Origin of the sequence: Xenorhabdus sp. NBAII XenSa04, from assembly GCF_963866145.1 — a bacterium.
Classification (GTDB): Bacteria; Pseudomonadota; Gammaproteobacteria; order Enterobacterales; family Enterobacteriaceae; genus Xenorhabdus; species Xenorhabdus indica.
Genome location: NZ_CAWMEB010000157.1, coordinates 17,843 through 43,490, shown reverse-complemented (window position 1 = coordinate 43,490; position 25,648 = coordinate 17,843). Strand labels below are relative to the sequence as shown.

Sequence of the window (25,648 nt, the reverse complement as noted above, 5' to 3'; positions counted from 1 at the left end):
CCTATATCGCAATTATTTTTTACTAATTATGTGTATTAGCTCAAACTTGAGCTGCCCCCTTTCCTCTTCAATCAAGGCATGACTATGCTGTCAATCCGTTGGCAGCATATGAGTATTTTCGTGCTTAACAATGTCAATAAAAGAATGGCATGAACTTCATTTACTGTTTTTCATCCATCTTTTCACCTATTTTTATAGCCCTAATTCACTGAGCCCAGGATGGTTATCTGGTCGGCGTCCTAAAGGCCAATGGAACTTACGTTCAGCTTCATTAATAGGGATATCATTAATGCTTGCAAAACGGTTAATCATCATACCGTTTTCATCAAATTCCCAATTCTCGTTACCATATGAACGAAACCAATTTCCTGAACCATCATGCCATTCATAGGCATATCTTACAGCAATTCTGTTTCCCTCCACTGCCCATAACTCTTTAATCAAGCGGTAATCCTGCTCTTTTCTCCATTTTTGGATGAGTAATTCTTCTGCTTCATTCCGGCCATTTACGAACTCTGTTCTATTTCGCCATTTGGTGTCTTTGCTATATGCCAGAACAACTTTGGCTGCATCACGTGTATTCCAACTATCTTCAGCAATACGGACTTTCTGCATTGCAGTTTCATCAGTAAATGGCGGGATGGGGTTTCTTTTTTCAACGGATTCAGGCATATTTTCTCCAGAATATTTAATATGTTATGGAAAGAAATTAATAAATTTATCACTCTCTTTTACATCAGCTGCAGTAAATGGATTATTCCACTTTTTAGATTGATAACCTGCAATAAAGCTCAATAGGTATGATACCATGTGTACAATCTTGTACACACAAATAAATGTACAGATCTGTACACGTAAAAACAACCTTAGATTTATCCTGAAAACTAACTTTTATAGAACTAGATTGAATAAATAATAAGAAAATATTATGAGTAAAAAAGAACACATCCTGGATATTGCCGAGTCTCTATTTAATAAATTTGGTTACAACGCTGTTGGTGTTGATTTGATAAGAGATCAGGCGAATGTATCAAAAACCTCTATGTACCGTTATTTTGGTTCCAAAAATAAGCTGATCAAAGGAGTCCTATTCAGACGACATCAGAGGTTTGAGAAAGAACTCAGTATTGTTGTGTCTTCAACTGAAGGAACTGAAAACAAGCTCAATGCCATCCTGAATTGGCATTTTTCATGGTTTGCTACAGAAGATTTTCAAGGTTGCCTGTTTATGCATGCTTTAGCTGAATTCAAAGGCCACAATGAAACTATCGTTAAACAAGCACAACAGCACAAAACTTGGTTAAAGTCACTGCTATTATCAGTTTTCTTAACAGTCTCAAAAGATACGGAATCCAAAGCAGAAGCATTGATAACATTTATTGAGGGAATGATAGTTAGAGCTGAATTCGGTGAGGTTGCAGGTCATGAAGAGCGCTATCGCACAATGGCTTACCGCTTGATTTAAGATGTGAAATTTGTTCATAAAATTGAGGTTATTCAGTCTCTTAACCAACATGGCTGACTAAGAGACTGATTACCATATCAGAACAAAAAATGTTCTAAGATTACCCTGGTGTTGGGCGAGTCAAAACTAACTATTCAAAATAATGAAAATATTTGTCTACATAAAAGGCAGTGATGATGCACTACCTGATACTCAGACAAAATCTTAATTATAACTTATATTTTTACAGACAAATTAATACACCAGACGAACAGTAAAATCAACAAATAAAAGCTCAAATGTTGATTTTTCTACTCAATATCGACGTCATTATTTGAAACATAAAAAATAAAACATAGTAAAAAATCTCATACTCATTTGATTTTAATAAGTAAACTCAAAATCTGTTGCATTGCCCCGTAAATATAAAAAACAAATGCATCTGATAAAATTTTTTACATAGATGATATGAATATGAAAAGAGCTATTGTATAACTATACGGAAACTGCAGCAGCCTTCTAGTCACGATCTGGCTTCAAGCGCGTACCAGTCAGCAACTATCTTCATTCACATTACAAGATGTTATACAACATAAGATAGGATTTAATCGGGCAAATAGCATGGAGAAAAACTCTCCATGCTACTCATTAATGTGCGGCTTTGACAACCCAATGATTGAATAAATAACGCGAACCGTAAGCGGGGAAAACATTAAATAGTGCAAAGAAAATTTTAATTAATATCTGAATAATCATCATCCCAATAATTTGATTTATTGGAAGTTTTCCGTAGAACGCAACAAAACAGAAAACAAAACTATCAAGAATTGACGCGATAAAAGTACTGAAAAATACCCTTAGTGCTAAAAACCGGGAATTTGTCATGTCTTTTAATTTACACAAGACATATGAGTTGACCAGTTCAGATACCAAGAATGACAACGAGGAAGCAAAAATCGCTGATAAGATATGATTCATCAGAGCATTGTACTGATCATTCAAACCCCAATTGGGAATAGCTGGTAAGCTCGTCGATATACTCAATAATGAGACGATGATCAGGTTAGACGCCAGCGACATATATATTGCTTTTCTTGCTAACCTGAACCCATAAAATTCACTGAGTAAGTCAATAACTAAAAAAGAGAATGGGTAAATGAACGTACCCGGAGTAACAATGATATTGAGATATTCGATATAAACAGGCTTGGCTGCTGCTATATTGCTGAAAGTATAGAAAATTGTCAGTAATAAAGCGAGAAGTGAATAAACAACCCAAGACTTTTCATTTCGTTCTTCAATTTCATAGATTGAGGGAGAATCTGGAAAGCTGGAATATATCTTCCGATAGAGTGATTTTGTTTCGTGACTATCAAAATCATCCGCTATTTCACTCTTTTCTAGCTCCTTTACATTAATCCTCAAAACTTTTCCTGTTGATGAAATCAATACATTTGCTGTATTATCCTGACTGTTAAATCCCAGTAATTTATATTTTTTTCCCATACCCAAACCGTTCTTCCATTATATCCCCAATCACTACCGAATCTTCTGCATTTTCAATATGAAACTCGTTGATATGAAACTTTTTCCGTTTTTGATCGAAACATAACTTAGGGTTATCGCTCTGATAATGACCTCTTCTAACTATTAATAAATCACCAGCATTATATTTACCTAAAAAATCATTCTCAAGTAAAATGGCGACGATATTAGGACCAAAACCAAAATAATAAGTTAGCTCTCTTCCAACAATTAAGGAGCCAATTTTACTTTCAAAGAATTTAGCAGTAACACATTCAGATTGCCTAAACAACGGCACAGCGCTGGGGTTCATATTACCTTCATAAGAAACAATCGCATCAATACGTTCTTTTTCTGCGATATCAATTGTCTCTATTTCACTATACGAAACACCAAAAAAGTTGGATACTTTCTGGATAGTTGAAGAGTGAACACTTTGTACTCTACCATCTAAGATATTGTAGATAGTTGTACGATTAAGCCCGGTCCGATCACAAAGTGATACTCTGCTTTCACCTCTGGAATCAAGTAAATATTGTAAATTTTTTCTCAGGTATTCCATTTTTTGTTTTTTATACATAGCAATGCCTAGGAAAATATTTAACCATCTAATTTATATGAACTTTTAGAATAAACATGTTTTACTAAACTTAGAAAGAGTGAATAACACCCTTGCCATAAAACAAAAAAAATGGTAGCAATTTATTTTTCCACTTAATTATTTAATCATACAACTAAATTGTTTTTTATAGAAAATATTAATTCGATAGGTTATATTTTGATTTACATCATAAATAAACAATCAATAAAAACATGAAATAATATCAAATAGAGGAAATATGACTTATGTTGATATTTTTTAACTTAAATCACCTGAATTTCACCCAAAGTTATTATTCATACTTAAAGGTTAATGAGGAATAACATATAGATACATTGGTTACTATTTACTTAACTACATTTACCATTTGTAAACTATATGAGATAGAAATGAGCTCAACCTATAAAAATAATGAACCCTATCTAAAGGGGTTGATCGCCATGATGGAACATCTGAGCGATCCTTGGGGCATTAAGGATTTGGAGTCCCGACATATTTATATGAATAAAGCCGCTTATCTATACACCAATACACCTAAAAATTTTGACGTAGAAGGTAAACTTGATTGTGAATTTCCTGCTCATTGGTCTGAAGATCAATTCTCCCAAGATCTGAAAGAACATGACCGGAGGACTGAAGAGTCAAAAGACAGAGTTTCCATTATCGAAACACACTATTGGTATGGAAAGAATAATCTTGCTCCTTTTATCAGCGAAAAGTTTCCTGTGTATAACGATGAAAAAGAGTGTATAGGGATTGTTTGGAATGCCAAGCCACTAAGTAGTCTCTCCCCTCTAAAGTATATTAATCGGCAAAAACCCAGTGTCTTGACAACAGAGGCCGAAACAGATCTTTTTACTAAGGGAGAACTGGATATTATCTTTTTGATACTACAAAGGCGTTCAAATAAGGAGATAGCTCAAATTTACGGTGTCAGTCCTAAAACAATAGAAAATAGGATATACAACATTTATCAGAAAGCTAATGTCCACTCACTCCAGCAATTTGAAGAATTTTGCCGGGATTTGCAACTAGACAGCTATATTCCAGAACGCCTAATTGAAAAAGGTGTCCTCTTTCTCTAAAAAATCAAGGAACGATGATAGTGCTCAAAATTGAACACTGTCCATTAAGTCGAATGCCACAACAACAGCGTCTATCTCTGCTGAGCGTAGCTATCGTCCATATGGGCATGTTAACAGCATTAGATCAGTTTATGCTTGGTGCTGTCCTCGGCAACTCCATGGCACTGACAGATGCATTTATTGTTATTTTTATCGGCAGTCTGCTCTTTGGTATTGTTACTTTTGGGCTTGGCTTTGCAGGTATGCGAGAGGGGCTCTCTGGCAGTCTACTGGCACGATGGTGTGGTTTTGGTCGAATAGGTTCGGTATTAATTGGCCTCATTATTGCTGTCAGTCTATTAGGCTGGTTTGGTATCCAAAATGCTATTTTTGCTAAATCTCTTAACTTCGCTTCCGGGAATAAACTCGGATTTGGTTTATCTGCGGCAATATCCGGCACGTTATTAACGACATTAGTCGCTTTTGGTTTTAGGGCATTACGGTTTACTGCCAGAATTGCTGTACCCATGTTTATTCTTCTGGTTGCTTATATCTCCACCAGCGTATTATTAGGTGATTCAGGCCAACGTTGGTATGAAATTTTAAAGCTGCCTCATTCAGATGAAACTCTGTCTATCAGTGCAGGTATTACAATAGTTGTTGGGGGGGCGATTGTTGCCAGTCTGATGACTCCGGATCTGACTCGCTATACTAAATCAGGAAAACATGTTCTTGGGATCACTTTGCTGACAATTATTGCTGGTGAATTTGTCATTAATGGTCTGGCAATTTTAATCGCGAAAGCATTAAATACGGCTGATGTTGTTACCATTATGTCACAAGCCACAGGTGGTGCAGGTTTATTCGTTGTCGTATGCTCAACATTAAGAGTGAATGATCTGAACTTGTACTCTTCATCATTGGGAATTATTAATGCTGTCGAAGGTATCACCGGTAAAAAATTACACTATCCTCCAACAACGATCATAATTGGAATATTGGGAACTTTGTTTTCCATTCTCGGCATTTTAGACCGATTTGTAGATTTTCTTACTGTACTTGGTGTTGTTTTCCCACCAATATTGGGAGTAATGTTAGTTGATTATTATATTTTGCGCTCTTATCGCAAAGTATTAGATGAAAGTAAGCAGAAAGGTAATCTTCCAGACGAAACTCCAACTATCGGCTGGGCAGCAATATTTGCCAGTATTGTCGGTAGTGTTATTGGATTAACTATTGAATGGGGAGTACCGACAATTAATTCATTATTGATGGCAAGTGCAATTTATTGGTTAATTAAATGTACCGTTAAACGCCTCCCATAATGATAACTCTTGATGTATTGCTCCCTGTTTGGGAGCAATAATCGAATCCCTGCCCCTAACGGCTGGCATGCTTTTCGGCATAAGCTTCACCATTAACCCATTGATGGTCTGTTTCCCAAGTAAATAACCATTTACGAGTTGGTCCTGCCATCACATTCAGGTAGTAGCTGTCATACCCAGCAATAGTCGCTACCGGGTGATATCCTCCCGGCACCATAACAACATCTTTGTTATATACCGCCATCGTTTCATCCAGTGAGCGATCATCAGTATAAACACGCTGTAAACAAAAACCTTGTGGTGGATTTAATCGGTGATAATAAGTTTCTTCTAAATAGGTTTCCTGTGGTTCATTATCGGTATCATGTTTATGGCTAGGGTAAGAGCTGGTACAGCCTTCATCAGTATAAACCTCAACCACCAATAAACTATCAGCAGGCTGATGATCTGGCAGTATATTATGGACATAACGACGGTTGTTACCGTTACCACGTTGTTCAGCACCGATATCCTGTGGTGTAATCAATCGGGTGGAATAATTCCCTTTACTTTTTGCCTGACAAACAGCCAGTTCAAGATGAGTGTGAGCGACAATTTCCATTGTTTCATGCGGCTCAACATAAACAGCATAAGGTTTTTTGCGCTCGAATGGATTCATACGATCACCAATCTGCTCGAATCTTTGTTGGGCAGTAACCACAGTCGCTTTTCCTGCAATCAATACTAAACAAGTTTCATTTTCCGAAGCCGCTAATGTTATTGACTCTCCCGCATTCAGTTCATAAACATCAAAATGAACATATCCCCAGTTCGCTATTTCTGGTGTGATATGTTGCGTCCGCTTGTGCTGATCAGGCTTATGATACTTTGATAGCAAATTAGACATGTGCTTACCTCAAGGTCATTTTTAATGTCAGCGTCTTAAATCAAGCCGGCCTCTCTGGCCAAACGTGACAAATTGTTATACCCCAGTGTGGCGTACGTCAGTGGATGAGCAACAGCCGGATCCTGTTCTGCTTCAACAACCAGCCAACCATGATAATCATTGGCTTTTAATACATTAAAAATGTCCGTGTAATTCACACAACCATCACCAGGTACAGTAAAAACGCCACTTAATACTGCATCTAGGAAACTCATTTTGCGATTTTTGACTTCTTTCAGCACATCCAGACGTATGTCTTTGCAATGTATGTGATTGATTCGTTTATTCCAACGTTTTGCTACGGTTAGTGGGTCATCTCCGGTAAAGGTTAAATGACCGGTATCCAGTAATAGTCCCACTGCCTCACCCGTGTTTTTCATCAAATTATCAATGTCCTCTGCACTTTCAATCACTGTGCCCATATGATGGTGATAGGCAATCTGAACACCTTGTGATTGAGTATAATGGGCAAATTTTGTCAACTTTTCTCCATACTCTTGCCAGCATTCTGCCGGGAAAAAAGGCCTTAAATGCACTGGCTTATCCTGTTCACCATGTATGCAATGGGTCACTTCTGCAAAGGCCATCACCTTTGCACCCAGTTCACGTAACAAGGTTAAATGCGGCTGAACGGCCATAATTTCTTCTGCAACACTGCGCGTCAGTAAATTCCCTGAATACCAACCAGACACCAATTGCAAATCATGGGAGGCCAGAATTGGCCCTAATATATGTGAATGACGGGGAAATTTATTACCAAGTTCAAAACCCGCAAATCCTGCCTGACGCCCCTCTGCCAAACAAGTTTCCAACGGGGTTTCTGCGCCCAGAGAAGGCAGATCATCATTGGTCCATGTCAAAGGATTAATGCCAAGTTGAACAACCATGATGGTTCTCCTGTAAGGTGAGAGTAAATTAGTGAGAGCAAGTTATGCGCCAGCTTTTTTCTTCACTACCACGTTGACGCCAATAGCTAATCAGATTGTTATAATTCGTTTTTACTTGCAGGATGAGTGTTTGATCATCAACTTCACCAGCCAGCCATTTTAGGGATGGTTTAGCAAACAGCGTACGCCCAACAGCAAAACCTTTGACAATGGATTTACCCGCCGCAGCGTTAAAACCTGCCTTTAATATCTCTTCGGAAACATCCAAACCAAGGAGCACGACTCCATGACAATAAGGATCTCGCTGAGTAATTAATTCTTCAATTTGATCCCAGGTCGTGGGCTGCATAGGGGGTAATTTCCACCAATCCGGTTTAATGCCGAGATTGTAAAAACGTTGGAGTGCGCGCAAGTAAAGCTCATCAGAATGCGTCATACCCGATGGTAAGATCACTTCCAATAATAATTCATGACCAGATTGGCAACAGGCTGCATAAATTTCCTGAACTGTTCTTTCCTGCTCCAAACGCAAAGAATAAGCATCTTCAGGATGGAAAAATACCAGGCATTTCACGATATGTTCCCTTGGCCAACGGATAAGCTGTGAACCAATATCACCATGCTCTAAGCGCAGTGGACGGGAACCCGGTAATTCAATCGGACGCCCAATCCATAGTCCTTTTCCAGTCGCTGCATTAAGAACATCCTGCCCGAAAGTGCTGTCACACAATATTCCGGTATGACCTTCCAGACTGGCTTCTGCACTCACTTCCTGACTGGCGCGGAATAACAATTTTTTTAATTGTGAAATGCGATCAAGATTGGCATTAACCTTACGGGCCATTTCAACAAACTGGATACGGTGATCAAACGCCATAACACACAACTCTTGCCACTGTTTATGACGACCACCAAGTTTATGACGGCCACTAATACGATGGAGATGGTTTAGATGAATGTCTAAATCAGGGCGATGAACTTCCGCAGAACGTACAAGGTAATTATCCAACTCAGTTTTATCTGGCATCGCTGGCGCGCAACCATGACGGGAAACCACTAATGCACCACAGGTATTCGCATATGTACAGCTCTGCGCCCAACTTTCATTATTAAGGTATCCCCGTAGCAAGCCAGACATAAAGGCATCACCAGCCCCCAAGACGTTTAGTACGTCTACTTTAATTCCCTGCACTGTGATTCCTTCATCAAGGATATCAGGAATATTTTCGGTAAACACGGAACAGCCTAATGACCCACGTTTGCAGACTAGTGTTGCTTTACTTAGCTCCCTGACACAACGCAAGGCGTCAATGGTATTTTTAGAGCCGCCTGCAATATGAAATTCCTCTTCAGTTCCTACAATCAGATCAAATTGAGAAAGCACTTTCTGTAATTGTACTGTGACCTGCGCTGAAGCGATATAACGGGTTTCTCCGTCTCCAAGTGATGTCAGCCCCCATAATACGGGGCGGTAATCGATATCAAGTACCGTTTTTACCCCATTGCGACGGGCATATTGTAATGCTGTCAACACCGCATCCTGGGTTTGCGGATGGGAAAGATGTGTTCCCGTAATTGCCAGACAACGGGCGGACGCAATATAGTCTTCGCTGAAATCATCGCGGGTAATAGCCATGTCAGCACAATTATCACGGTAGAAAATCAGTGGGAAAGTTTCATTATCTTTAATACCGAGTAACACTAAAGCCGTGAGCCTCTCTTTATCTGCGACCAAATGGCTGGTATCACACCCCACTCTCTCCAGTTCTTCACGTAAGAAACGCCCCATATGTTCATCACCAACTCTGGCCAACATGGATGATTTCAATCCCTGAAGCGCAGTGCCGTAGGCTACATTCCCGGAAGAACCACCAAGGTATTTAGAGAAACTGCTCATGTCTTCCAGACGGGCGCCTATTTGCTGGCCATATAGATCAACGGCAATACGCCCCATACAGATAACATCAAACTTTTTATGTTGCTCCATCACTCTGCCTCTTAACAAGTACGCGTTTTGAAAACCAATTTTGCTAACTGCGAGATTTAATTAATTTCAGAAACGTTAACCCAACGTTTTTGGTCATGAGAGCGTACAATCGCATCTAAAATACGGGAGACTTTCCAACCTTCAGTAAAATCAGGCCAAATAGCCTGATCCTGAGCGATACCATCAATCAAATCCCTGACTTCCACCGTCTTCTGGTCATTGAAACCAATGCCATGGCCGGCACCATTACAGAAAGGAGCGTAATCCGGATGTTCCGGCCCAACCAGAATAGTTTTGAACCCCTGACGATTTGCCGGTTCATCATGTCGATATAGTTTCAATTCAGCCATTCGTTCCTGAGTAAAGCTCAGCGTACCTTTAGTACCTGTCACGATATAGCTCAGCCCCATTTTGCGGCCACAAGCAATACGGGAAGTTTCAATCACCCCCATTGCTCCTGTATCGAAACGTACCAACGCATGTGCTTGATCTTCGTTTTCAACGGGAACTAACACTGGAGAACCGGATTTTTCAGGGCGTGCTTTTACTACTGTTTCTATATCACCGCAGACAGTCATTATGTCCCCCACCAGATACTGCGCCATATTGATAATATGAGAGGCAAGATCACCAAGTGCTCCCAAACCTGCTTTATCTTTAAAGCAGTGCCAATGAATCGGACTCAGAGGATCTGCCATATAATCTTCATTATGTGTGCCGTAAAAGTGCACGACCTCACCGATTTCACCCTTCGAGATAATTTCTTTTGCTAACTGTGCTGTAGGGTTTTTCATATAGTTAAAACCTACCAGCGTCTTCACTCCCGCATCTGTCGCTGCTGCCATCATTTCTTTGGCATCCTGGGAGTTCAAAGCCAGTGGTTTTTCACAATAGATATGTTTGCCATGTTTGATAGCTTCTAATACCATTTCTTTATGCAAGAAATTAGGTGTACATATATCAACCACATCAATGTTTGGATCAGCAACCAGTTCCCGCCAATCTCCGGTTGAACGCAGAAAACCAAGTTCTTTTGCGTGAGCCTGAGCAAGTTCAGGGGTTATTCCTGCAATCATTTCACGTATCAGTTTCACTTTTAGTGGAAATACTGTAGGCGCTTGTGCATAAGCGATAGCATGGGAACGTCCAATATAACCCGCGCCAATTAACCCAATCCGAATCTCTTTCATGTTATTTATTCTCCGATTCCATCATTCAGGTTTTTTTATGTCTTTTTTGTCTGGGTCTGGTTTTTTCTATGCACTTTTCCTGTGAATAGGGCGTTTAAACCATGCCTTATTGATTTGATAAAAGACGTAACCCAAGATCCCGGCAGCAAACACATAGTAGAGTATCAGCACATATAGCGGCACGTTCTGTGCCAGAAAAACATACATTGATATTGCCGCCAAAGTAATCAACCATCCTATTGGTTTCACCATAGACCACGGCGTAATATCCACTTGTTTTGTATATACTTCCTGATAAGTTTCAGCAGGGAAGAAATAACCAATCGTCAGCATGAAAATAACATTCAGTACAAACAGGATACCGACCAAATGGAAGAAATGGATATTGATGTGCAGGATAAAGTTACAGACGATATAAGCCGACATGCCAAATAACAGACCCAGTTTTGCGGCAATCGGAGGAACACGTTTTGTCATTAACCCGACAAGCACAACACTGAGAATCGGAGCGTTGAAAATCCCCTGTAATTGCTGGATCAAGTAAAACAAACCATCCGGTGCATTAGCAACAAGTGGCGCAATAATCATGGTTAGCAATGCCAGCCCAATGCCCAGATATTTACCCACTGCGACCGTCTGTGCTTCGCTGGCATTAGGATTAATTCGTTGTTTGTAAATATTGACAATAAACAGAGTAACGGAAGAGTTCAGCCCCCCACTGAATGTTGAGAATACAGCTCCGACAACAACCGCGGCAAAAAAGCCAACCAGTATTTTAGGCAAAACTAATTGCACTAATGCAGGGTAGGCATTATCCGGGTTATCTATTTGCCCATTGAAGATATGAAATGCGATAACGCCGGGTAAGATAATGATAGACGGGATAATAAGCTTCAACACAGCACATAACATCACCCCTTTTTGCCCTTCTGCCAGATTCTTTGCACCCAGAGATTTTTGTACGATTGATTGGTTAGTACACCAGAAAAACATGTTAGAAATGATCAATCCTGTGAACAAAGTTGAGAATGGGACAAGTGAATCTTCGCTGCCAATGGAGTTAAATTTATCAGGATGTGCCTGATAAACGTCGGCCAGGCCTTTCCATGCACTGCCATCGCCTACGTACAATAAAGCGAAAATAGTAACAAGCCCGCCACCGACAATTAATCCGATGCCATTAAGGGTATCGGCAACTGCAATGGCTTTAATTCCGCCAAAAATAGCGTAAATAGCACCAAGCCCGCCAACACCCCAGACCATAATCCATAATGCAGTGGTTTTATCGATCTGAAATATCTGGGAAACCTGAAATAAACTTTCCAGTGCAATAGCTCCGGTATATAAAACAATAGGCAGTAACGAAATGACGTACATTGCCAGAAATAAAATTGAGGTAATCAGCAATGTGTTTTTATCAAATCGCCGCTCCAGATATTCAGGAATTGTTGAGATACCCAATTTTAAATATTTTGGCAAAAAATAAATGGCAAACAGCACAATAGTTAACGCAGCTATAACTTCCCATGCCATAACAATAAACCCTGTTCTGAATGCCAATCCATTCAAACCAATCAGATGTTCGGTGGATAGGTTCATTAATAACATGGAACTGCCGATATAAACGCCGGTCATAGAGCGTCCACCTAGAAAATACCCTTCAGTGGAATCAATTAAATGTTTGTTCCTTGTTTTATAATAAGCAATCCCAGCAACCAGCAGGGTAAAACCAACAAAAGAAAGAAAAGCGGACATATATTCCTCCCCCTGATTTGCTGCCAAAAGGCAACAATAGGCCGACAAGAAAACGGTTTTCTTGAAAAAATAATCTTTCTTATTTTTATGAAATTCTGTTGCTTATAATTTAATTTCCTTACCAGTCAGTAAGGATTCAAGTGCTTTATCAGCAAGGTACAATGCTTGTGCACCATCAAACCCCGTGGTTTCTGGAGTGGCCCTGCCTGCCATAACATCAACAAAATGGCTCCATTCCGCGATATACGCCTCATGGTAACGTTGCAGGAAAAAATGTTCAGGTTTGGCAGAAAGGCATCCATTTTCTCCCCAAAATTCCACGCTGTTTTCCTTAATGTTACCTGCCGTCAGCAAGCCTTTTTCACCATGTAATTCAAGGCGTTGGTCATAACCATACCCTGAACGACGGCTGTTGGAGATGGTTACCATCGCTCCTGAAGGAAACTTCATAACAATAAACGCAGTATCAATATCACCAGCCAGACCAATGGCCGGGTCGACCAAATTACTGCCTTGTGCATAAATAGCACAGGGTTCTTCACCGATAATAAAACGAGCCATGTCAAAATCATGAATGGTCATGTCCCTGAACATACCACCAGAAACCCGGATATATTCAGCAAGCGGAGGAGAAGGATCACGGGATGTGATAAGCAGAGATTCTACTTTACCAATTTTGCCGGAATGGAATAAATTTTTCATCCGACGAAACTGGGGATCATATCGACGGTTGAAACCAACAAACAGAGGAGCCTGAAACTGCTTGACTATAGCAAGGCACTGTCGAACCCGCTCAAGGTCAAGGTGAACCGGCTTTTCGCAGAAAATCATTTTATTGTGCCGAGCCGCCAGTTCGATCAAATCAGCATGTGTATCTGTTGCTGATGCAATAAGAACACCGTGCACATTGGGATCAGCCATCGCTTCTTCAGTCGATTGTATTTTAGACTGATATTTCTGTGCCAGTATCTCAGCATTTGTCTGATAAGGGTCAATCACGGAATAAAGGCGAGTTTCTCTATGATTGGCAATATTAGCCGCGTGAACCTGCCCAATCCTACCTGCGCCAAATAATGCAATATTGAACATAAATGCTCCTTGATACCTCTGTATCTGCTTTTTGGGTGGATAAAAATATATCAATTAAAATATTTATTTCAATTTTGGTTTATTTGAAAATTTTATTTTTTAGAAGTGGTTAGCATTTTGTGATGAAAAAGCTGCAATTAGTGTTATATCTGTCACGAAAAAAGTGTTATTTCATTGGATGACTAATATAAATTCACTTTAAAATCATAGAATAATATAAAAAAATCATTCCACTAAGGCATGGCTAAAAGAATACAATGTGTTCAATAAACCGTGATCAACCAACTATGACAATGACGTGGTTGGATATGAAATAAAATTTCCATATCCAACATAGAATGGTTCGTTTTACCACCAGACAGGCAGTATCAAACCATATTGCAGGGACTACATCGCAAGAAAATTAATATTGACGAGTATATTTCTCCACATATTGCCTGATGTTTTCAGCCGCCGTTGTAACGGCAAGGTTGTCTGCAACCTGTGCTGTTCCTGTTCTCCACCATGCTTCATAATCATGGGTCATGGTTTTTGGCAGCACTTTAATATCGATTAAAGTTGCGCGGGGTTGTGTTCTGGCATCCTGCAAAGCAGCAATCAGTTGCTGTTCGTTATGTACCCGGTAACTTTTGCAGCCATAACTTTCTGCGTTCTTGGCAAAATCTACCTGTACAAGTACGCCATCTAACTGACCACTTTGTTGATTACGATAGCGATTTTCTGTCGCAAAACTCCCCATACCCTGACTCATCTGCAAGTTATTAATACAACCAAAACCGGCATTATCGAACAATAACACGGTAATCTTGATGTTTTCCTGAATCGCTGTTTGTAATTCACTGTGTAACATCATATAAGATCCATCCCCAACCATTGCATAAACAGGTTGGTTCGGACAGGCAAGTTTTGCCCCTAGTGCTGCTGCTATTTCATACCCCATACAGGAATAACCGTATTCAAGGTGATAAGTATCAGGCTCTTTAGGCTGCCACAATCGCTGTAAATCTCCCGGCAAGGAACCCGCTGCTCCAACAATAATGGCATTAGGTTCCAGATGATGATCCATCAGGCCTAGTACCCGTGTCTGAGTCAGATTAGTCTGCAATGTTTCACTGTATTCATTTAATTTATCATCCAACTGACCCGCAATTTCCGGTTTGTCCCCGACCTGATACTGTATGGAAAACAACCGTGACAGTTCTTGTTGCCAGGTTGCTTTTGCCTGCATAATTTCCTGCTGCCAGTCAGAACGCCATGCCGTTTTTACCAATGCCTGAATGATCGCATTCAGCCCTTCTCTGGCATCAGCAATAACTGCGACGGCATCCAGCTTGCTGGCATCAAATTCTGCTACATTTATTGTAAGAAATTCAACTTGCGGATTTTGGAACAAAGACTTTGATGCAGTAGTAAAGTCAGTAAAACGTGTACCAACACCTATAATTAGATCAGCGTCTTTAGCCAGCAAATTTGCTGCCAGACAACCCGTTGTACCGATCCCACCACAATTCAAGGGATGTGTTGCGACAATAGCACTTTTACCTGCCTGTGTTTCAGCAAATGGAATATTGAAAGTTTCAACGAACTGACGGAAAGCCGCATGAGCATCAGAATAACGGACTCCGCCCCCGCAAATCAGCAACGGTCTTTTCTTACGCTGGATAAGCTCTACGGCATCCTGAATACGGGGCAAAGTAGCAGGTCGGCGTTCAAGACGATGTACTCGTTTCTGGAAGAAGTAATCAGGGTAATTCCATACTTCCCCCTGCACATCCTGCGGTAAGCAGATGGTCACTGCACCTGTATCTGCCGGATCAGTTAATACTCGCATAGCGTGGATCATTGCACTCATCAATTGTTCAGGTCTGGAAATGCGATCCCAATAGCGCGAAACAGGGCGAAAACAATCGTTAGTGCTGATGGTGCCGTCACCATACTGTTCAACCTGCTGTAAAACCGGATCAGGCTGACGACATGCAAAAGTATCTCCCGGTAATAATAGTAACGGGATACGGTTCGCAGTTGCTGTAGCGGCGGCTGTAACCATATTGGCCGCCCCCGGCCCAACAGAAGAGGTTACAGCAAAAATCTGTCGGCGTTTTTTCTGCTTGGCAAAACCGGTAGCAATATGTGCCATACCCTGTTCATTACACCCCTGATAAACGCTGAGATGCCCCGGTTCTTGCTCTAACGCCTGCCCTAATCCCACGACATTACCATGACCAAATATGGTGAAGACGCCACAAATAAAGGGAAATTCTTCACCGTCAACATTGATATATTGCTGATTGAGAAATTTGACCAGAGCCTGAGCCATTGTCATCTTTTGTGTATTCGTTGATTGCGCATGCGTTATTGATGCATTCATGATATTACTCCATCGTTGGCATGATAAAGCTACTGTCATGGTGTTCCAGACGCACACTGGCTGGCCAGCGACTGGTTACTGTTTTCATCCGGGTATAGAAACGCACACCATCATTACCATGCACATTCAGTGGGCCGAAAATGGAGCGTTTCCAGCCTCCGAAACTATGAAATGCCATTGGCACAGGAATAGGTATATTGATGCCAACCATGCCAGCCTGTACATCTTCACTGAACTGACGGGCAGTTTCCCCATCACGGGTAAAGATAGCAGCACCATTACCGTATTCATGCTGATTAATCAATCTCAGAGCTGCTGCATAATCCTGTATGCGAACAATGGACAACACTGGCCCGAATATCTCTTCCTGATAGATTTTCATCTCTGGCGTGACATAATCAAATAAGGTAGGCCCGACGAAATAGCCGTTTTCATAATCAGGAACCTGATATCCACGCCCGTCCACCAGCAATTTCGCTCCCTGAGCTACGCCACTGTCAATGTAATGACAAATTTTAGCCTTGTGTTGCTCAGAGATGACTGGTCCCATGTCATTTTCCCTGCCTTCGGTGACCCCTGCACCGATAGCCATTTTGTCAATTTGATTCTGAAGTCTTGCTACCAGCTCATCTGCAATTTCATCCCCAATCGCCAGAACAACAGACAATGCCATACAACGCTCTCCTGCTGCGCCAAAGGCTGCCCCGATAATGGCGTTCGCAGCCATATCCATATCGGCATCCGGCATAAGGATGCAATGGTTTTTCGCGCCCCCTAATGCCTGACAACGCTTGCCATGTGCGGATGCCGTGGTATAAACATATTCTGCAATCGGTGTAGAACCAACAAAACTCACCGCCTCAATATGAGGATCAGTCAGCAATACATCAACGGCTTCCTTATCTCCTTGTACAACATTAAATACCCCATCCGGCAAACCCGCCTGCTGCAATAATTTAGCCAGTTCGATTGAGAGAGAAGGATCTTTTTCAGAAGGTTTCAGAACGAAGGTATTTCCCGTCGCTAATGCAATCGGGAACATCCACATCGAAACCATTGCCGGAAAATTGAATGGAGTAATTCCTGCACAAACGCCCAGTGGTTGCATCAGGGAATGACTATCAACGCCTGTACCCACATTGGCAGAATGTTCTCCTTTCTGTAAGTGGGGAATACCACAGGCAAATTCGACAACCTCAAGGCCACGAGTCAATTCCCCCACTGCATCAGAATAGATTTTTCCATGTTCTTCGGAAATCAGACAAGCCAGCCGCTCCTGATTTTCTTCAAGTAATGATTTAAATTTGAACATGATCCTGGCTCTTTTCAATGGAGGGGTTTTAGACCACTCCTTAAAGGCCTGGTGAGCAGATCCAATAGCTGATTGAGTCTCTTGAACTGTGCTCATGGCAACTTGACGAATTGACTGTCCTGTCGCCGGGTTAAACACAAATGAAATACGATCACTTTGACTACCAATGAGTTGCCCGCCAATAAAATTTTTAATCTGTTCCATTCTGAGCCTCTCTCAATACAATTATAAGGTTAACCATTTAAGATGAGCTGAATCATTATGAATTGAATCACGATGCTACAGATATATGAAATATATATTTCATTTTCAATCAGAATTGGAATACCCTTTTATTAATGTGATCAACACGCTATTTTTGTGCAATTACATTCATTAGACAATGGCAACTTGCGAACATCTTCGCCTGCATTTAACAGACTTGCCTAACGATGAATGAATTATCTATTTCATTACAATTTATTAGGGAGACATTATGTCTGCTGCGTCGAATCTGCATGAACTGCAAGAACAAGTTCGCTCACGTTATGATGAGTTAAGTAAACGGTTACAGCAAGTTGCAAGGTACGTTTTAGATAATACCAATAGCGTAGCTTTTGATACTGTTGCAGTTATCGCAAAAGAGGCCAAAGTTCCACCTTCTACGCTTATTCGCTTTGCCAATGCTTTTGATTTCAGCGGGTTCAATGAAATGAAACAATTATTTCGTATAAATCTGGTAGAAGAAACAGCCAGTTATACAGATAGGGCCCGCCTGTTCAAGGCGTTGGATGGCAATAAGCAGAAACCGGAAGATCCACAACATATTTTACAGGAATTTGCCCACTCTAATGCACAAGCCATTCAGCAACTTGCCGCCCGCACTCCTGTGGAGGATTTAAATAAAGCAGTAGATTTATTGGCGAATGCTCACAATATTTACATTATCGGGCTACGCCGATCTTTTAGCGTCGCGTCATACTTTACTTATGCTCTGAGTCATTTGGAGTGCCGTCCCTTGTTGGTGGATGGTTTGGGTGGAATGTTTCGCGAACAGATGAACATGATTGGCGCTGATGATGTTGTGGTATCCATCAGTTTTACACCATATGCCGAAGAAACGGTAATGGTCAGTGAAAGAGCTGCACAGGCTGGAGCAAAGCAGATTGTGATTACTGACAGCCAGATCAGCCCACTGGCAAGTTTCAGTGACATTTGCTTTGTGGTGAAGGAGGCAAAAGTTGATGCATTCCGTTCTCAATCAGCCACGCTATGTCTGATCCAATCATTAGCTGTTGCTTTAGCTTACAGAAAAGAAAATGCAGGATAAGTGATTTCTTTCAAGTTGCCGCTTATTGGTGGCAACTTGAAAGACGAAAGGTATAGGGTACTATTATTATTTTGTATTCATTTAACTAGTTTTCAGCTACTTCCAAATTGAATGCTATATGAATATATTGATATAGGTTAGCATTCTTCGCATTCAGAAATAAATACACTCTGTGATAATAATAACTGATTTTAATAATAACCCTATTATTCATTCTCTGATCAGGAGCACTCCATGCCAGCAGCTATTTGGGTTCTAGCTTTAGCAACATTTGGGATCGCCACGACTGAATTTATTATCGCTGGTTTGCTTCCGGAAATTGCCATTGACTTTAGTATATCAATACCCACAGCAGGATATATGGTCACCAGTTATGCACTCGGTGTATTTATTGGGGCGCCTGTTTTAATTATTCTGGGTGGGCATATAGAGAGAAAAAAGATGCTCGCTATGTTAATGGTATTATTCATTATAGGAAACACACTGACGACTTTATCCCCAACATTTTACCTGGCTATTATTGGTCGTATCGTTGCTTCACTGACTCACGGTGCTTTTATGGGAATAGGAGCGATTATTGCGGCAGAACTGGTGCCAAAAGATAAAAAGACAATCGCTATCGCATTTATGTTCAGTGGCATGACGCTCGCTAATTTGGTTGGGATACCTCTTGGTACATGGATAGGAAAAGCCATTTCCTGGCGGGTCACGTTTGCCATCATTACTATTATCGGCATTATCGCATTACTTGGTATCTTAAAATTACTGCCTAAATTCAATCAACAAGCCCCTGCCAGTATCAAAAAGGAGTTGTTAGCTTTTACCAATATTCACGTTCTGCTGGCTATGGGAATTACTGTTTTGGGACCTGCTGCTTTTTTTACTTCTATTACTTATATTGCACCATTAATGACCAATGTTGCAGGATTACCTGAAAGTGCAATCACATGGATCCTTGTAGTATTAGGACTGGGATTCTTTTTTGGTAATATTGTTGGTGGAAAACTGGCAGATAAAGCCATGATGCCATTGCTATATTGGACTCTAGGGTTACAAGCTTTAGTTTTGTTTATGTTCTGGCTCTCCGGTGACAATCCATTTATTGCCTGTTTGAGTATATTCCTTATGGCTGCATTTGGTTTTGCCACAGTATCACCCATTCAGCGTCTGGTGATGGATAAAGCCCAGGAAGCCGGTGCACCTAATCTCGTTTCTTCTGTCAATATTGGATTTTTCAATTTGGGTAATGCCGTAGGAGCATGGTTAGGTGGGATCATTATCGCAGCAAACTATAGTTATTCTACTCTCAATCTGACTGGTGGCTTACTGGCTTCTATGGCATTGTTACTGGCCGTCATTTCAGGTTTCTTCGCCCACAAGAAAACGTATACAAAAATATTGAGAAAATAATTTCACAATATGTGATAAAAAATGTTTAAACTAAAATAAATATCATCAATAAAAAACTTGAAATATCTCTCGTGTACTATTTTTGCTCTAGCATATTTAACTCCAATATTGAATATGAGTTATTCCATAATAGTATAGAAAAGCTTTAGCATAAATATATTTTATGAACCATAAATAAAATCAATAAGTTCTGACAATAGGTTCAATTTCCTAAAAAACAAAGAAACCACCGCAATAAACTGTGCAGAAAATCACGGCCAGTTTATTCCGGTGCTCTTTCTCTTATCATTAAAATATCAATTAATTAATATATTAATACACATCTATCTTTACTGTTCTTCATTTTCATCTATATCGTCCTGAGAACGATTTCCGATAGAAATAAGCTCATCCAATAACCCTAAAAGTTGAGCTAATTTTTCTGGAGAGAAAGCCGCTTCAATTGCCTCATAACCTTCATCAACTTTTCCTTTTGCTTCTTCATACAGCTCTTGGCCCGCCGGAGTCAAAGAAACATATAATTTTCGTTGATCATTCATAGGCTTTAAACGAAAGATCAGACCATCACGTTCCATGCGAGTCAGAATACCCGTCAGGCTAGGACGTAAGATACAGGTAAGATTGGCCAAATCATGAAAATCAATCGAACGACTACTTGCAAGTACGCGAATAATACGCCATTGCTGCTCAGTTAAATTATAACTCTTCAATATCGGACGGAAAAAACTCATCGCGGTTTCCCGAGCTTGAAGCAATGCTATTGTCAAGGATTCATGCATAATTAAAGGTGACTCTTGAAGTTAACTACGGGTAATTCTCTATAAGTTGAACGCGCACGCTACCGATTATAGACAACATTAACAGCAAAAAGACTAACATGCTCATAACTATCCACAAAGGGAAAAGAATTCAATATTAACAAATAAATAAAATTATTTTTCCATAGAAAGTTAACAAAAAGTTAAATGAAATACCAAATGACCTTGATAGATAATATAACGGTTTGATCTTTATGTGTTAAAAATAATCAGCGGCAGAATGTTGTTACACAGATCACAATTAAAATTAACAATTGACTTAACATATTGAACGTTATCAGCACTTGGTTTATTAATATATTAATAATTGTTCTTGCGATACGTATCTCCGTCGCTCAGCTTTCAAGGAGTTGTTAATGAAAGGCACCGTTTTTGCCGTCGCTCTCAACCACAATAGTCAGCTTGATTTTTGGCGCAAGGCATTTCACAAAGCACCTTATAACACACCACCTCAAACTCCAATTTGGTTTATCAAACCTCACAACACGATTATCGCTTCCGGTGATATCATTCCTCACCCTATTGGAGAAACGGTACAAAGTGGCGCAACGCTGGCACTGTTTATCGGTACAGATAAAGCTGGCAAGCCCGCACGCAAAGTTTCCGTTAAAGACGCAGGGCAATACATTGTCGGTTATGCATTGGCAAATGAAGTCAGCTTGCCAGAGACGTCATTTTATCGCCCCGCCATAAAAGCAAAATGCCGGGATGGCTTTTGCCCAATCGGCCTGATGATCAGTACAAGAAACGTGGATTCACTAGAGATCACAACTGAAATCAACGGTCAGGAAGTTGACCGTTGGTCAACAAAAGATCTGGTACGCTCGTCGTCAGAACTTTTGTCCGCATTAAGTGATTTTGCCACCTTAGAAGAAGGTGATGTCATTCTGCTGGGAACTCCACATCAGCGTATTACGCTCCATCCCAATGATACCGTCACTATCAACGCCGATGGCTTCCCAACTTTACAAAACACCGTTGTATTGGCTGGAGGTCAAGCATGAGACACGCCAGAGTTCATTATCAAGGCCAGATTCTTCATGTCACTGTTGATGAACAGAAAAATGTGTTGCTCCCCGATGGTAGCAAAGTCAACGAACTTGATGTTTTTTGGCTTCCCCCCGCCAATGGAACACTATTCGCATTGGGTCTAAATTACGCCGATCATGCAACCGAACTGGAATTTAAACCGCCGGAAGAGCCTCTGGTGTTTATCAAGGCAGCCAATAGCTTCACAGGCCATCGTCAGGTTTCTGTCCGTCCTGACAATGTGGAATATATGCATTATGAGGCAGAATTAGTTGTCGTGATGGGCAAACCTGCTCATAAAGTTTCCAGAGCAGATGCGATGAATTACGTTGCAGGCTATACCCTCTGTAACGATTACGCTATCCGGGATTACCTGGAAAATTATTATCGCCCTAATCTGCGCGTAAAAAGCCGCGATACATTAACGCCAATCGGCCCGTGGATTGTTGATAAAAATGAAATCGCTGATCCTCATAATCTAACCTTAAGCACTTGGGTCAATGGTGAACTACGCCAACGTGGTACAACCGCAGATTTGATCTTCGATATTCCCTTCCTGATCGCTTACTTAAGTGACTTTATGACGTTGCAGCCGGGGGACATGATTGCTACAGGCACCCCTAAAGGGCTATCCGATGTCGTTCCCGGTGATGAAGTCATTGTGGAAATCGAAGGCATCGGACGTTTGGTAAATCATATTGTCAGCCAGCAAGAATATGAGGAAAGTTTGTCATGACCATCATTAACCACTGGATTAACGGCAAGAACGTTAACAGTAAAACTTATTTTGAAACGACAAATCCTGCAACCGGAGATGTGTTGGCAGAAGTTGCTTCAGGAGGAAAAGAAGAAATTAATCAGGCAGTTGCCGCCGCCAAAGAAGCCTTTCCCAAATGGGCCAATACTCCAATGAAAGAACGCGCACGCCTGATGCGCCGTTTAGGTGAGTTAATTGACCAGAATGTTCCTGATATTGCCGCAATGGAAACCAAGGATACCGGTCTGCCAATCCACCAGACACAAAATGTACTTATTCCACGCGCTTCCCACAATTTCGATTTCTTTGCTGAAATCTGTCAGCAGATGAACGGGCGAACTTATCCCGTTGATGACAAGATGCTCAATTATACACTGCTCCAACCTGTGGGCGTTTGTGCACTGATTTCCCCATGGAATGTACCTTTTATGACCGCTACATGGAAAGTCGCTCCTTGTCTGGCACTGGGAAACACTGCTGTTTTGAAAATGTCCGAACTTTCGCCACTCACAGCCGACCGATTAGGCGAGCTGGCGCTGGAAGCGGGTATTCCAGCAGGGGTGCTGAACGTGGTGCAGGGCTACGGCAATACGGCAGGGGATGCTCTGGTAAAACATCAGGATGTTCGTGCCGTCTCTTTTACTGGCGGAACAGCAACTGGTCGTCTGATTATGCAGAATGCAGGGCTGAAAAAATATTCGATGGAGCTGGGCGGAAAATCTCCAGTGCTAATCTTTGAAGATGCCGATATTGAACGTGCATTAGATGCGGCTCTATTCACTATTTTTTCGCTTAATGGTGAACGTTGCACAGCAGGTTCCCGTATTTTTATTCAGGAAAGTATCTATCCTGAATTTGTTAAACGCTTTGCTGAACGTGCCAATCGACTGCGCATCGGCGATCCACAGGATCTGAATACACAAGTCGGCAGCCTGATTAGTCAACAACATTGGGAAAAGGTTTCCGGTTATATCCGCCTTGGCATTGAAGAAGGGGCAACCTTACTGGCAGGAGGCCCGGATAAACCCACCGATCTGCCTGATCACCTGAAAGATGGTCATTTCCTGCGTCCGACCGTATTGGCAGATGTAGATAACCGTATGCGTGTAGCGCAAGAAGAGATCTTCGGCCCTGTTGCTTGTCTGCTGCCATTCAAGAGTGAAGAAGATGGGCTGCGTATGGCCAATGACGTGGAATACGGTTTGGCATCTTATATCTGGACACAGGATGTAAGCAAAGTCCTGCGATTGGCCCATGGTATTGAAGCTGGCATGGTATTCGTCAATTCTCAGAACATACGCGATCTGCGCCAGCCATTTGGTGGCGTGAAAGCCTCAGGTATAGGACGTGAAGGTGGCGAATACAGTTTTGAAGTTTTTGCTGAAGTGAAAAATGTTTGTATTTCAATGGGAAATCATTCGATTCCTCGCTGGGGGCTTTGATTCAGGATTGGAAGCTTTAACCCGGACTGAGGTTTTTAACACGGGAAAAGTGTAATCAATTCCAGCGTTAACCACGTTTCACCATCCTGATATTAAGTGAGGATTTATGGGCAAGTTAGCGTTAGCAGCAAAAATTACACATGTACCTTCTATGTACTTGTCCGAATTGCCGGGCAAACATCACGGTTGCAGACAGAGTGCAATTGACGGACATAAAGAAATCAGCCGACGTTGCCGAGAATTGGGTGTTGATACCATCATTGTGTTCGATACCCATTGGCTGGTAAACAGTGCCTATCATATTAACTGCGCAGAACATTTCTCCGGTATTTATACCAGTAACGAATTGCCCCACTTTATTCGCGACATGAGTTACGAGTATGACGGTAACCCCGAACTGGGTCGAATTATTGCAGAAGAAGCCCGTAAGATGGGCGTTCGTGCGCAATCACATGAAATCCCAAGTCTGAAACTGGAATATGGCACATTGGTTCCAATGCGCTATATGAATAGTGACCGCCATTTCAAAGTGATTTCGATTTCTGCCTTTTGTACTGTTCATGCCTTTGAAGACAGCCGTAAATTAGGAGCGGCTATTTTACGAGCGATTGAAAAATATGATGGTACAGTCGCAGTTCTGGCAAGTGGCTCACTGTCTCACAGTTTCATCGATGATCAACGTGCTGAAGAAGGAATGAACAGTTATACCCGTGAGTTTGATGAGCAAATGGATCGCCGGGTCGTGGAACTCTGGAAGAAAGGCAAGTTCAAGGAATTCTGCAAAATGCTGCCTGAATATGCCCACTATTGCCGTGGAGAAGGCAATATGCACGATACTGTCATGTTACTTGGGTTGCTTGGTTGGGATAAATACGATGGTAAGGTCGAGTTTCTTACCGAATTATTTGCCAGCTCAGGGACAGGACAAGTGAATGCCGTTTTTCCGTTACCCGATTTTGTTCATCGGACAACTACCGTCTGACAGGAATTAACCATGCCACATTTTTACGCTGAATGTACTGAAAATATTCGCAAAGAAGCCAACTTGCCGGAACTGTTTTCCAAAGTAAATCAGTTGCTTGCAGACTCAGGCATTTTCCCTCTGGGGGGTATCCGCAGTCGGGCAATTTGGCTGGATACATGGCAAATGGCGGATGGCAAACAAGATTATGCTTTTGTTCATATGACACTAAAAATTGGTGCAGGGCGCAGCCTTGAAGATCGCCAGAAAGTCGGGGAGAAGCTTTTTTCGCTCATCAAAACCCATTTTGCTGATTTAATGGCACAGCGTTATCTTGGTCTCTCTTTCACGATAGAAGAACTTGATCCGATACTGAATTATAAATCCAATAACGTTCATAAGCTGTTTAAGGCAAACGATCAGACATGATGAACAGCATGACTTAAGATTA

22 protein-coding genes are annotated in these 25,648 nt (G+C 41.3%); 10 read left to right on the top strand and 12 right to left on the bottom strand.

The genetic code is table 11. The features are described from left to right. Nucleotides 1-192: 192 nt before the first annotated feature. On the bottom strand, nucleotides 193-672 hold the full coding sequence (locus AAC147_RS07210) for a nuclear transport factor 2 family protein (protein WP_047679871.1): 480 nt from the start codon (nucleotides 670-672) through the stop codon (nucleotides 193-195). 256 nt (nucleotides 673-928) lie between these two features. Here AAC147_RS07210 and AAC147_RS07205 point away from each other — a divergent pair, with 256 nt between their 5' ends. Next, nucleotides 929-1,465 carry a TetR/AcrR family transcriptional regulator gene (locus AAC147_RS07205; RefSeq protein ID WP_047679869.1) on the top strand — a complete coding sequence of 179 codons (537 nt, stop codon included), beginning with the start codon at nucleotides 929-931 and terminating at the stop codon, nucleotides 1,463-1,465. Nucleotides 1,466-2,092: 627 nt separating this feature from the next. On the opposite strand, the gene AAC147_RS07200 is transcribed toward AAC147_RS07205, so the two are convergent. Beyond that, nucleotides 2,093-2,950, bottom strand: a complete 858-nt coding sequence (locus tag AAC147_RS07200) for a queuosine precursor transporter (RefSeq protein WP_047679867.1) — start codon at nucleotides 2,948-2,950, stop codon at nucleotides 2,093-2,095. Further along, nucleotides 2,934-3,548, bottom strand: a complete 615-nt coding sequence (locus AAC147_RS07195; protein WP_047679865.1) for a helix-turn-helix domain-containing protein — start codon at nucleotides 3,546-3,548, stop codon at nucleotides 2,934-2,936. The genes AAC147_RS07200 and AAC147_RS07195 overlap by 17 nt, the downstream gene beginning before the upstream one ends. A 410-nt stretch (nucleotides 3,549-3,958) precedes the next feature. On the opposite strand from AAC147_RS07195, the gene AAC147_RS07190 reads away from it, so the two are divergent. Together AAC147_RS07190 and AAC147_RS07185 are read left to right on the top strand one after the other, a co-directional pair. Further along, nucleotides 3,959-4,654, top strand: coding sequence for a helix-turn-helix transcriptional regulator (locus AAC147_RS07190; RefSeq protein ID WP_047679863.1), 696 nt, complete (start codon nucleotides 3,959-3,961; stop codon nucleotides 4,652-4,654). Between the two features lie 20 nt (nucleotides 4,655-4,674). After that, nucleotides 4,675-5,958, top strand: coding sequence for a cytosine permease (locus tag AAC147_RS07185; protein WP_156115329.1), 1,284 nt, complete (start codon nucleotides 4,675-4,677; stop codon nucleotides 5,956-5,958). A gap of 55 nt (nucleotides 5,959-6,013) precedes the next feature. Here the strand turns inward: AAC147_RS07185 and iolB are convergent, their stop codons facing one another. From iolB to AAC147_RS07145, 8 genes are all read right to left on the bottom strand, one after another. Beyond that, nucleotides 6,014-6,844 carry a 5-deoxy-glucuronate isomerase gene (iolB, locus tag AAC147_RS07180; RefSeq protein ID WP_047679859.1) on the bottom strand — a complete coding sequence of 277 codons (831 nt, stop codon included), beginning with the start codon at nucleotides 6,842-6,844 and terminating at the stop codon, nucleotides 6,014-6,016. 35 nt (nucleotides 6,845-6,879) lie between these two features. Beyond that, the gene (gene iolE, locus AAC147_RS07175) at nucleotides 6,880-7,770 is read right to left on the bottom strand and encodes a myo-inosose-2 dehydratase (RefSeq protein ID WP_047679857.1); all 891 of its coding nucleotides are present in this window, start codon (nucleotides 7,768-7,770) and stop codon (nucleotides 6,880-6,882) included. 28 nt (nucleotides 7,771-7,798) lie between these two features. Then, nucleotides 7,799-9,757 carry a bifunctional 5-dehydro-2-deoxygluconokinase/5-dehydro-2-deoxyphosphogluconate aldolase gene (locus AAC147_RS07170; RefSeq protein WP_047679855.1) on the bottom strand — a complete coding sequence of 653 codons (1,959 nt, stop codon included), beginning with the start codon at nucleotides 9,755-9,757 and terminating at the stop codon, nucleotides 7,799-7,801. Nucleotides 9,758-9,813: 56 nt separating this feature from the next. Next, nucleotides 9,814-10,947, bottom strand: a complete 1,134-nt coding sequence (locus AAC147_RS07165; RefSeq protein ID WP_047679853.1) for a Gfo/Idh/MocA family protein — start codon at nucleotides 10,945-10,947, stop codon at nucleotides 9,814-9,816. Between the two features lie 66 nt (nucleotides 10,948-11,013). Continuing rightward, nucleotides 11,014-12,702, bottom strand: a complete 1,689-nt coding sequence (locus AAC147_RS07160; RefSeq protein WP_047679851.1) for a solute:sodium symporter family transporter — start codon at nucleotides 12,700-12,702, stop codon at nucleotides 11,014-11,016. 102 nt (nucleotides 12,703-12,804) lie between these two features. Further along, nucleotides 12,805-13,791 (bottom strand): inositol 2-dehydrogenase, encoded by a 987-nt coding sequence (iolG, locus tag AAC147_RS07155; RefSeq protein ID WP_047679849.1) that lies wholly within the window; start codon nucleotides 13,789-13,791, stop codon nucleotides 12,805-12,807. A 403-nt stretch (nucleotides 13,792-14,194) separates the two neighbouring features. Beyond that, nucleotides 14,195-16,159 (bottom strand): 3D-(3,5/4)-trihydroxycyclohexane-1,2-dione acylhydrolase (decyclizing), encoded by a 1,965-nt coding sequence (gene iolD / locus AAC147_RS07150; protein ID WP_047679847.1) that lies wholly within the window; start codon nucleotides 16,157-16,159, stop codon nucleotides 14,195-14,197. 4 nt (nucleotides 16,160-16,163) lie between these two features. Continuing rightward, complete coding sequence (locus tag AAC147_RS07145; protein WP_047679845.1) at nucleotides 16,164-17,675, bottom strand: CoA-acylating methylmalonate-semialdehyde dehydrogenase; 1,512 nt, start codon at nucleotides 17,673-17,675, stop codon at nucleotides 16,164-16,166. Between the two features lie 271 nt (nucleotides 17,676-17,946). Here AAC147_RS07145 and AAC147_RS07140 point away from each other — a divergent pair, with 271 nt between their 5' ends. Together AAC147_RS07140 and AAC147_RS07135 are read left to right on the top strand one after the other, a co-directional pair. Next, nucleotides 17,947-18,780: a MurR/RpiR family transcriptional regulator gene (locus tag AAC147_RS07140; protein WP_047679843.1), complete on the top strand. Its 834-nt coding sequence runs from the start codon at nucleotides 17,947-17,949 to the stop codon at nucleotides 18,778-18,780. Nucleotides 18,781-19,014: 234 nt separating this feature from the next. Next, nucleotides 19,015-20,190 carry an MFS transporter gene (locus AAC147_RS07135; protein ID WP_047679841.1) on the top strand — a complete coding sequence of 392 codons (1,176 nt, stop codon included), beginning with the start codon at nucleotides 19,015-19,017 and terminating at the stop codon, nucleotides 20,188-20,190. Between the two features lie 329 nt (nucleotides 20,191-20,519). Here the strand turns inward: AAC147_RS07135 and hpaR are convergent, their stop codons facing one another. Further along, nucleotides 20,520-20,969, bottom strand: a complete 450-nt coding sequence (gene hpaR / locus AAC147_RS07130; protein ID WP_047679839.1) for a homoprotocatechuate degradation operon regulator HpaR — start codon at nucleotides 20,967-20,969, stop codon at nucleotides 20,520-20,522. 395 nt (nucleotides 20,970-21,364) lie between these two features. On the opposite strand from hpaR, the gene AAC147_RS07125 reads away from it, so the two are divergent. From AAC147_RS07125 to AAC147_RS07105, 5 genes are all read left to right on the top strand, one after another. Further along, nucleotides 21,365-22,012 (top strand): fumarylacetoacetate hydrolase family protein, encoded by a 648-nt coding sequence (locus AAC147_RS07125; protein ID WP_047679837.1) that lies wholly within the window; start codon nucleotides 21,365-21,367, stop codon nucleotides 22,010-22,012. Continuing rightward, nucleotides 22,009-22,773, top strand: a complete 765-nt coding sequence (locus AAC147_RS07120; protein ID WP_047679835.1) for a fumarylacetoacetate hydrolase family protein — start codon at nucleotides 22,009-22,011, stop codon at nucleotides 22,771-22,773. The genes AAC147_RS07125 and AAC147_RS07120 overlap by 4 nt, the downstream gene beginning before the upstream one ends. Then, a complete protein-coding gene (hpaE, locus tag AAC147_RS07115; RefSeq protein ID WP_047679833.1) occupies nucleotides 22,770-24,236 on the top strand; it encodes a 5-carboxymethyl-2-hydroxymuconate semialdehyde dehydrogenase in 1,467 nt (488 codons plus the stop codon). The genes AAC147_RS07120 and hpaE overlap by 4 nt, the downstream gene beginning before the upstream one ends. A 106-nt stretch (nucleotides 24,237-24,342) precedes the next feature. Further along, the gene (hpaD, locus tag AAC147_RS07110) at nucleotides 24,343-25,218 is read left to right on the top strand and encodes a 3,4-dihydroxyphenylacetate 2,3-dioxygenase (RefSeq protein WP_047679831.1); all 876 of its coding nucleotides are present in this window, start codon (nucleotides 24,343-24,345) and stop codon (nucleotides 25,216-25,218) included. A 12-nt stretch (nucleotides 25,219-25,230) separates the two neighbouring features. Further along, entirely contained in the window at nucleotides 25,231-25,626 is a 396-nt protein-coding gene (locus AAC147_RS07105) for a 5-carboxymethyl-2-hydroxymuconate Delta-isomerase (protein WP_047679829.1), read from the top strand. The last annotated feature ends 22 nt before the right edge of the window (nucleotides 25,627-25,648 follow it).

Excerpts from the sequence above, each read along its gene's own strand:
- iolE (WP_047679857.1), bottom strand. The coding sequence starts at position 7,770 with ATGGTTGTTCAACTTGGCATTAATCCTTTGACATGGACCAATGATGAT.
- AAC147_RS07145 (WP_047679845.1), bottom strand. The coding sequence starts at position 17,675 with ATGGAACAGATTAAAAATTTTATTGGCGGGCAACTCATTGGTAGTCAA.
- AAC147_RS07105 (WP_047679829.1), top strand. The coding sequence starts at position 25,231 with ATGCCACATTTTTACGCTGAATGTACTGAAAATATTCGCAAAGAAGCC.
- AAC147_RS07125 (WP_047679837.1), top strand. The coding sequence starts at position 21,365 with ATGAAAGGCACCGTTTTTGCCGTCGCTCTCAACCACAATAGTCAGCTT.
- AAC147_RS07190 (WP_047679863.1), top strand. The coding sequence starts at position 3,959 with ATGAGCTCAACCTATAAAAATAATGAACCCTATCTAAAGGGGTTGATC.
- AAC147_RS07195 (WP_047679865.1), bottom strand. The coding sequence starts at position 3,548 with ATGTATAAAAAACAAAAAATGGAATACCTGAGAAAAAATTTACAATAT.
- hpaE (WP_047679833.1), top strand. The coding sequence starts at position 22,770 with ATGACCATCATTAACCACTGGATTAACGGCAAGAACGTTAACAGTAAA.
- AAC147_RS07135 (WP_047679841.1), top strand. The coding sequence starts at position 19,015 with ATGCCAGCAGCTATTTGGGTTCTAGCTTTAGCAACATTTGGGATCGCC.
- iolB (WP_047679859.1), bottom strand. The coding sequence starts at position 6,844 with ATGTCTAATTTGCTATCAAAGTATCATAAGCCTGATCAGCACAAGCGG.
- AAC147_RS07160 (WP_047679851.1), bottom strand. The coding sequence starts at position 12,702 with ATGTCCGCTTTTCTTTCTTTTGTTGGTTTTACCCTGCTGGTTGCTGGG.
- AAC147_RS07200 (WP_047679867.1), bottom strand. The coding sequence starts at position 2,950 with ATGGGAAAAAAATATAAATTACTGGGATTTAACAGTCAGGATAATACA.
- iolG (WP_047679849.1), bottom strand. The coding sequence starts at position 13,791 with ATGTTCAATATTGCATTATTTGGCGCAGGTAGGATTGGGCAGGTTCAC.
- AAC147_RS07205 (WP_047679869.1), top strand. The coding sequence starts at position 929 with ATGAGTAAAAAAGAACACATCCTGGATATTGCCGAGTCTCTATTTAAT.
- iolD (WP_047679847.1), bottom strand. The coding sequence starts at position 16,159 with ATGAATGCATCAATAACGCATGCGCAATCAACGAATACACAAAAGATG.
- AAC147_RS07210 (WP_047679871.1), bottom strand. The coding sequence starts at position 672 with ATGCCTGAATCCGTTGAAAAAAGAAACCCCATCCCGCCATTTACTGAT.
- AAC147_RS07120 (WP_047679835.1), top strand. The coding sequence starts at position 22,009 with ATGAGACACGCCAGAGTTCATTATCAAGGCCAGATTCTTCATGTCACT.
- hpaD (WP_047679831.1), top strand. The coding sequence starts at position 24,343 with ATGGGCAAGTTAGCGTTAGCAGCAAAAATTACACATGTACCTTCTATG.
- AAC147_RS07170 (WP_047679855.1), bottom strand. The coding sequence starts at position 9,757 with ATGGAGCAACATAAAAAGTTTGATGTTATCTGTATGGGGCGTATTGCC.
- hpaR (WP_047679839.1), bottom strand. The coding sequence starts at position 20,969 with ATGCATGAATCCTTGACAATAGCATTGCTTCAAGCTCGGGAAACCGCG.
- AAC147_RS07140 (WP_047679843.1), top strand. The coding sequence starts at position 17,947 with ATGTCTGCTGCGTCGAATCTGCATGAACTGCAAGAACAAGTTCGCTCA.
- AAC147_RS07165 (WP_047679853.1), bottom strand. The coding sequence starts at position 10,947 with ATGAAAGAGATTCGGATTGGGTTAATTGGCGCGGGTTATATTGGACGT.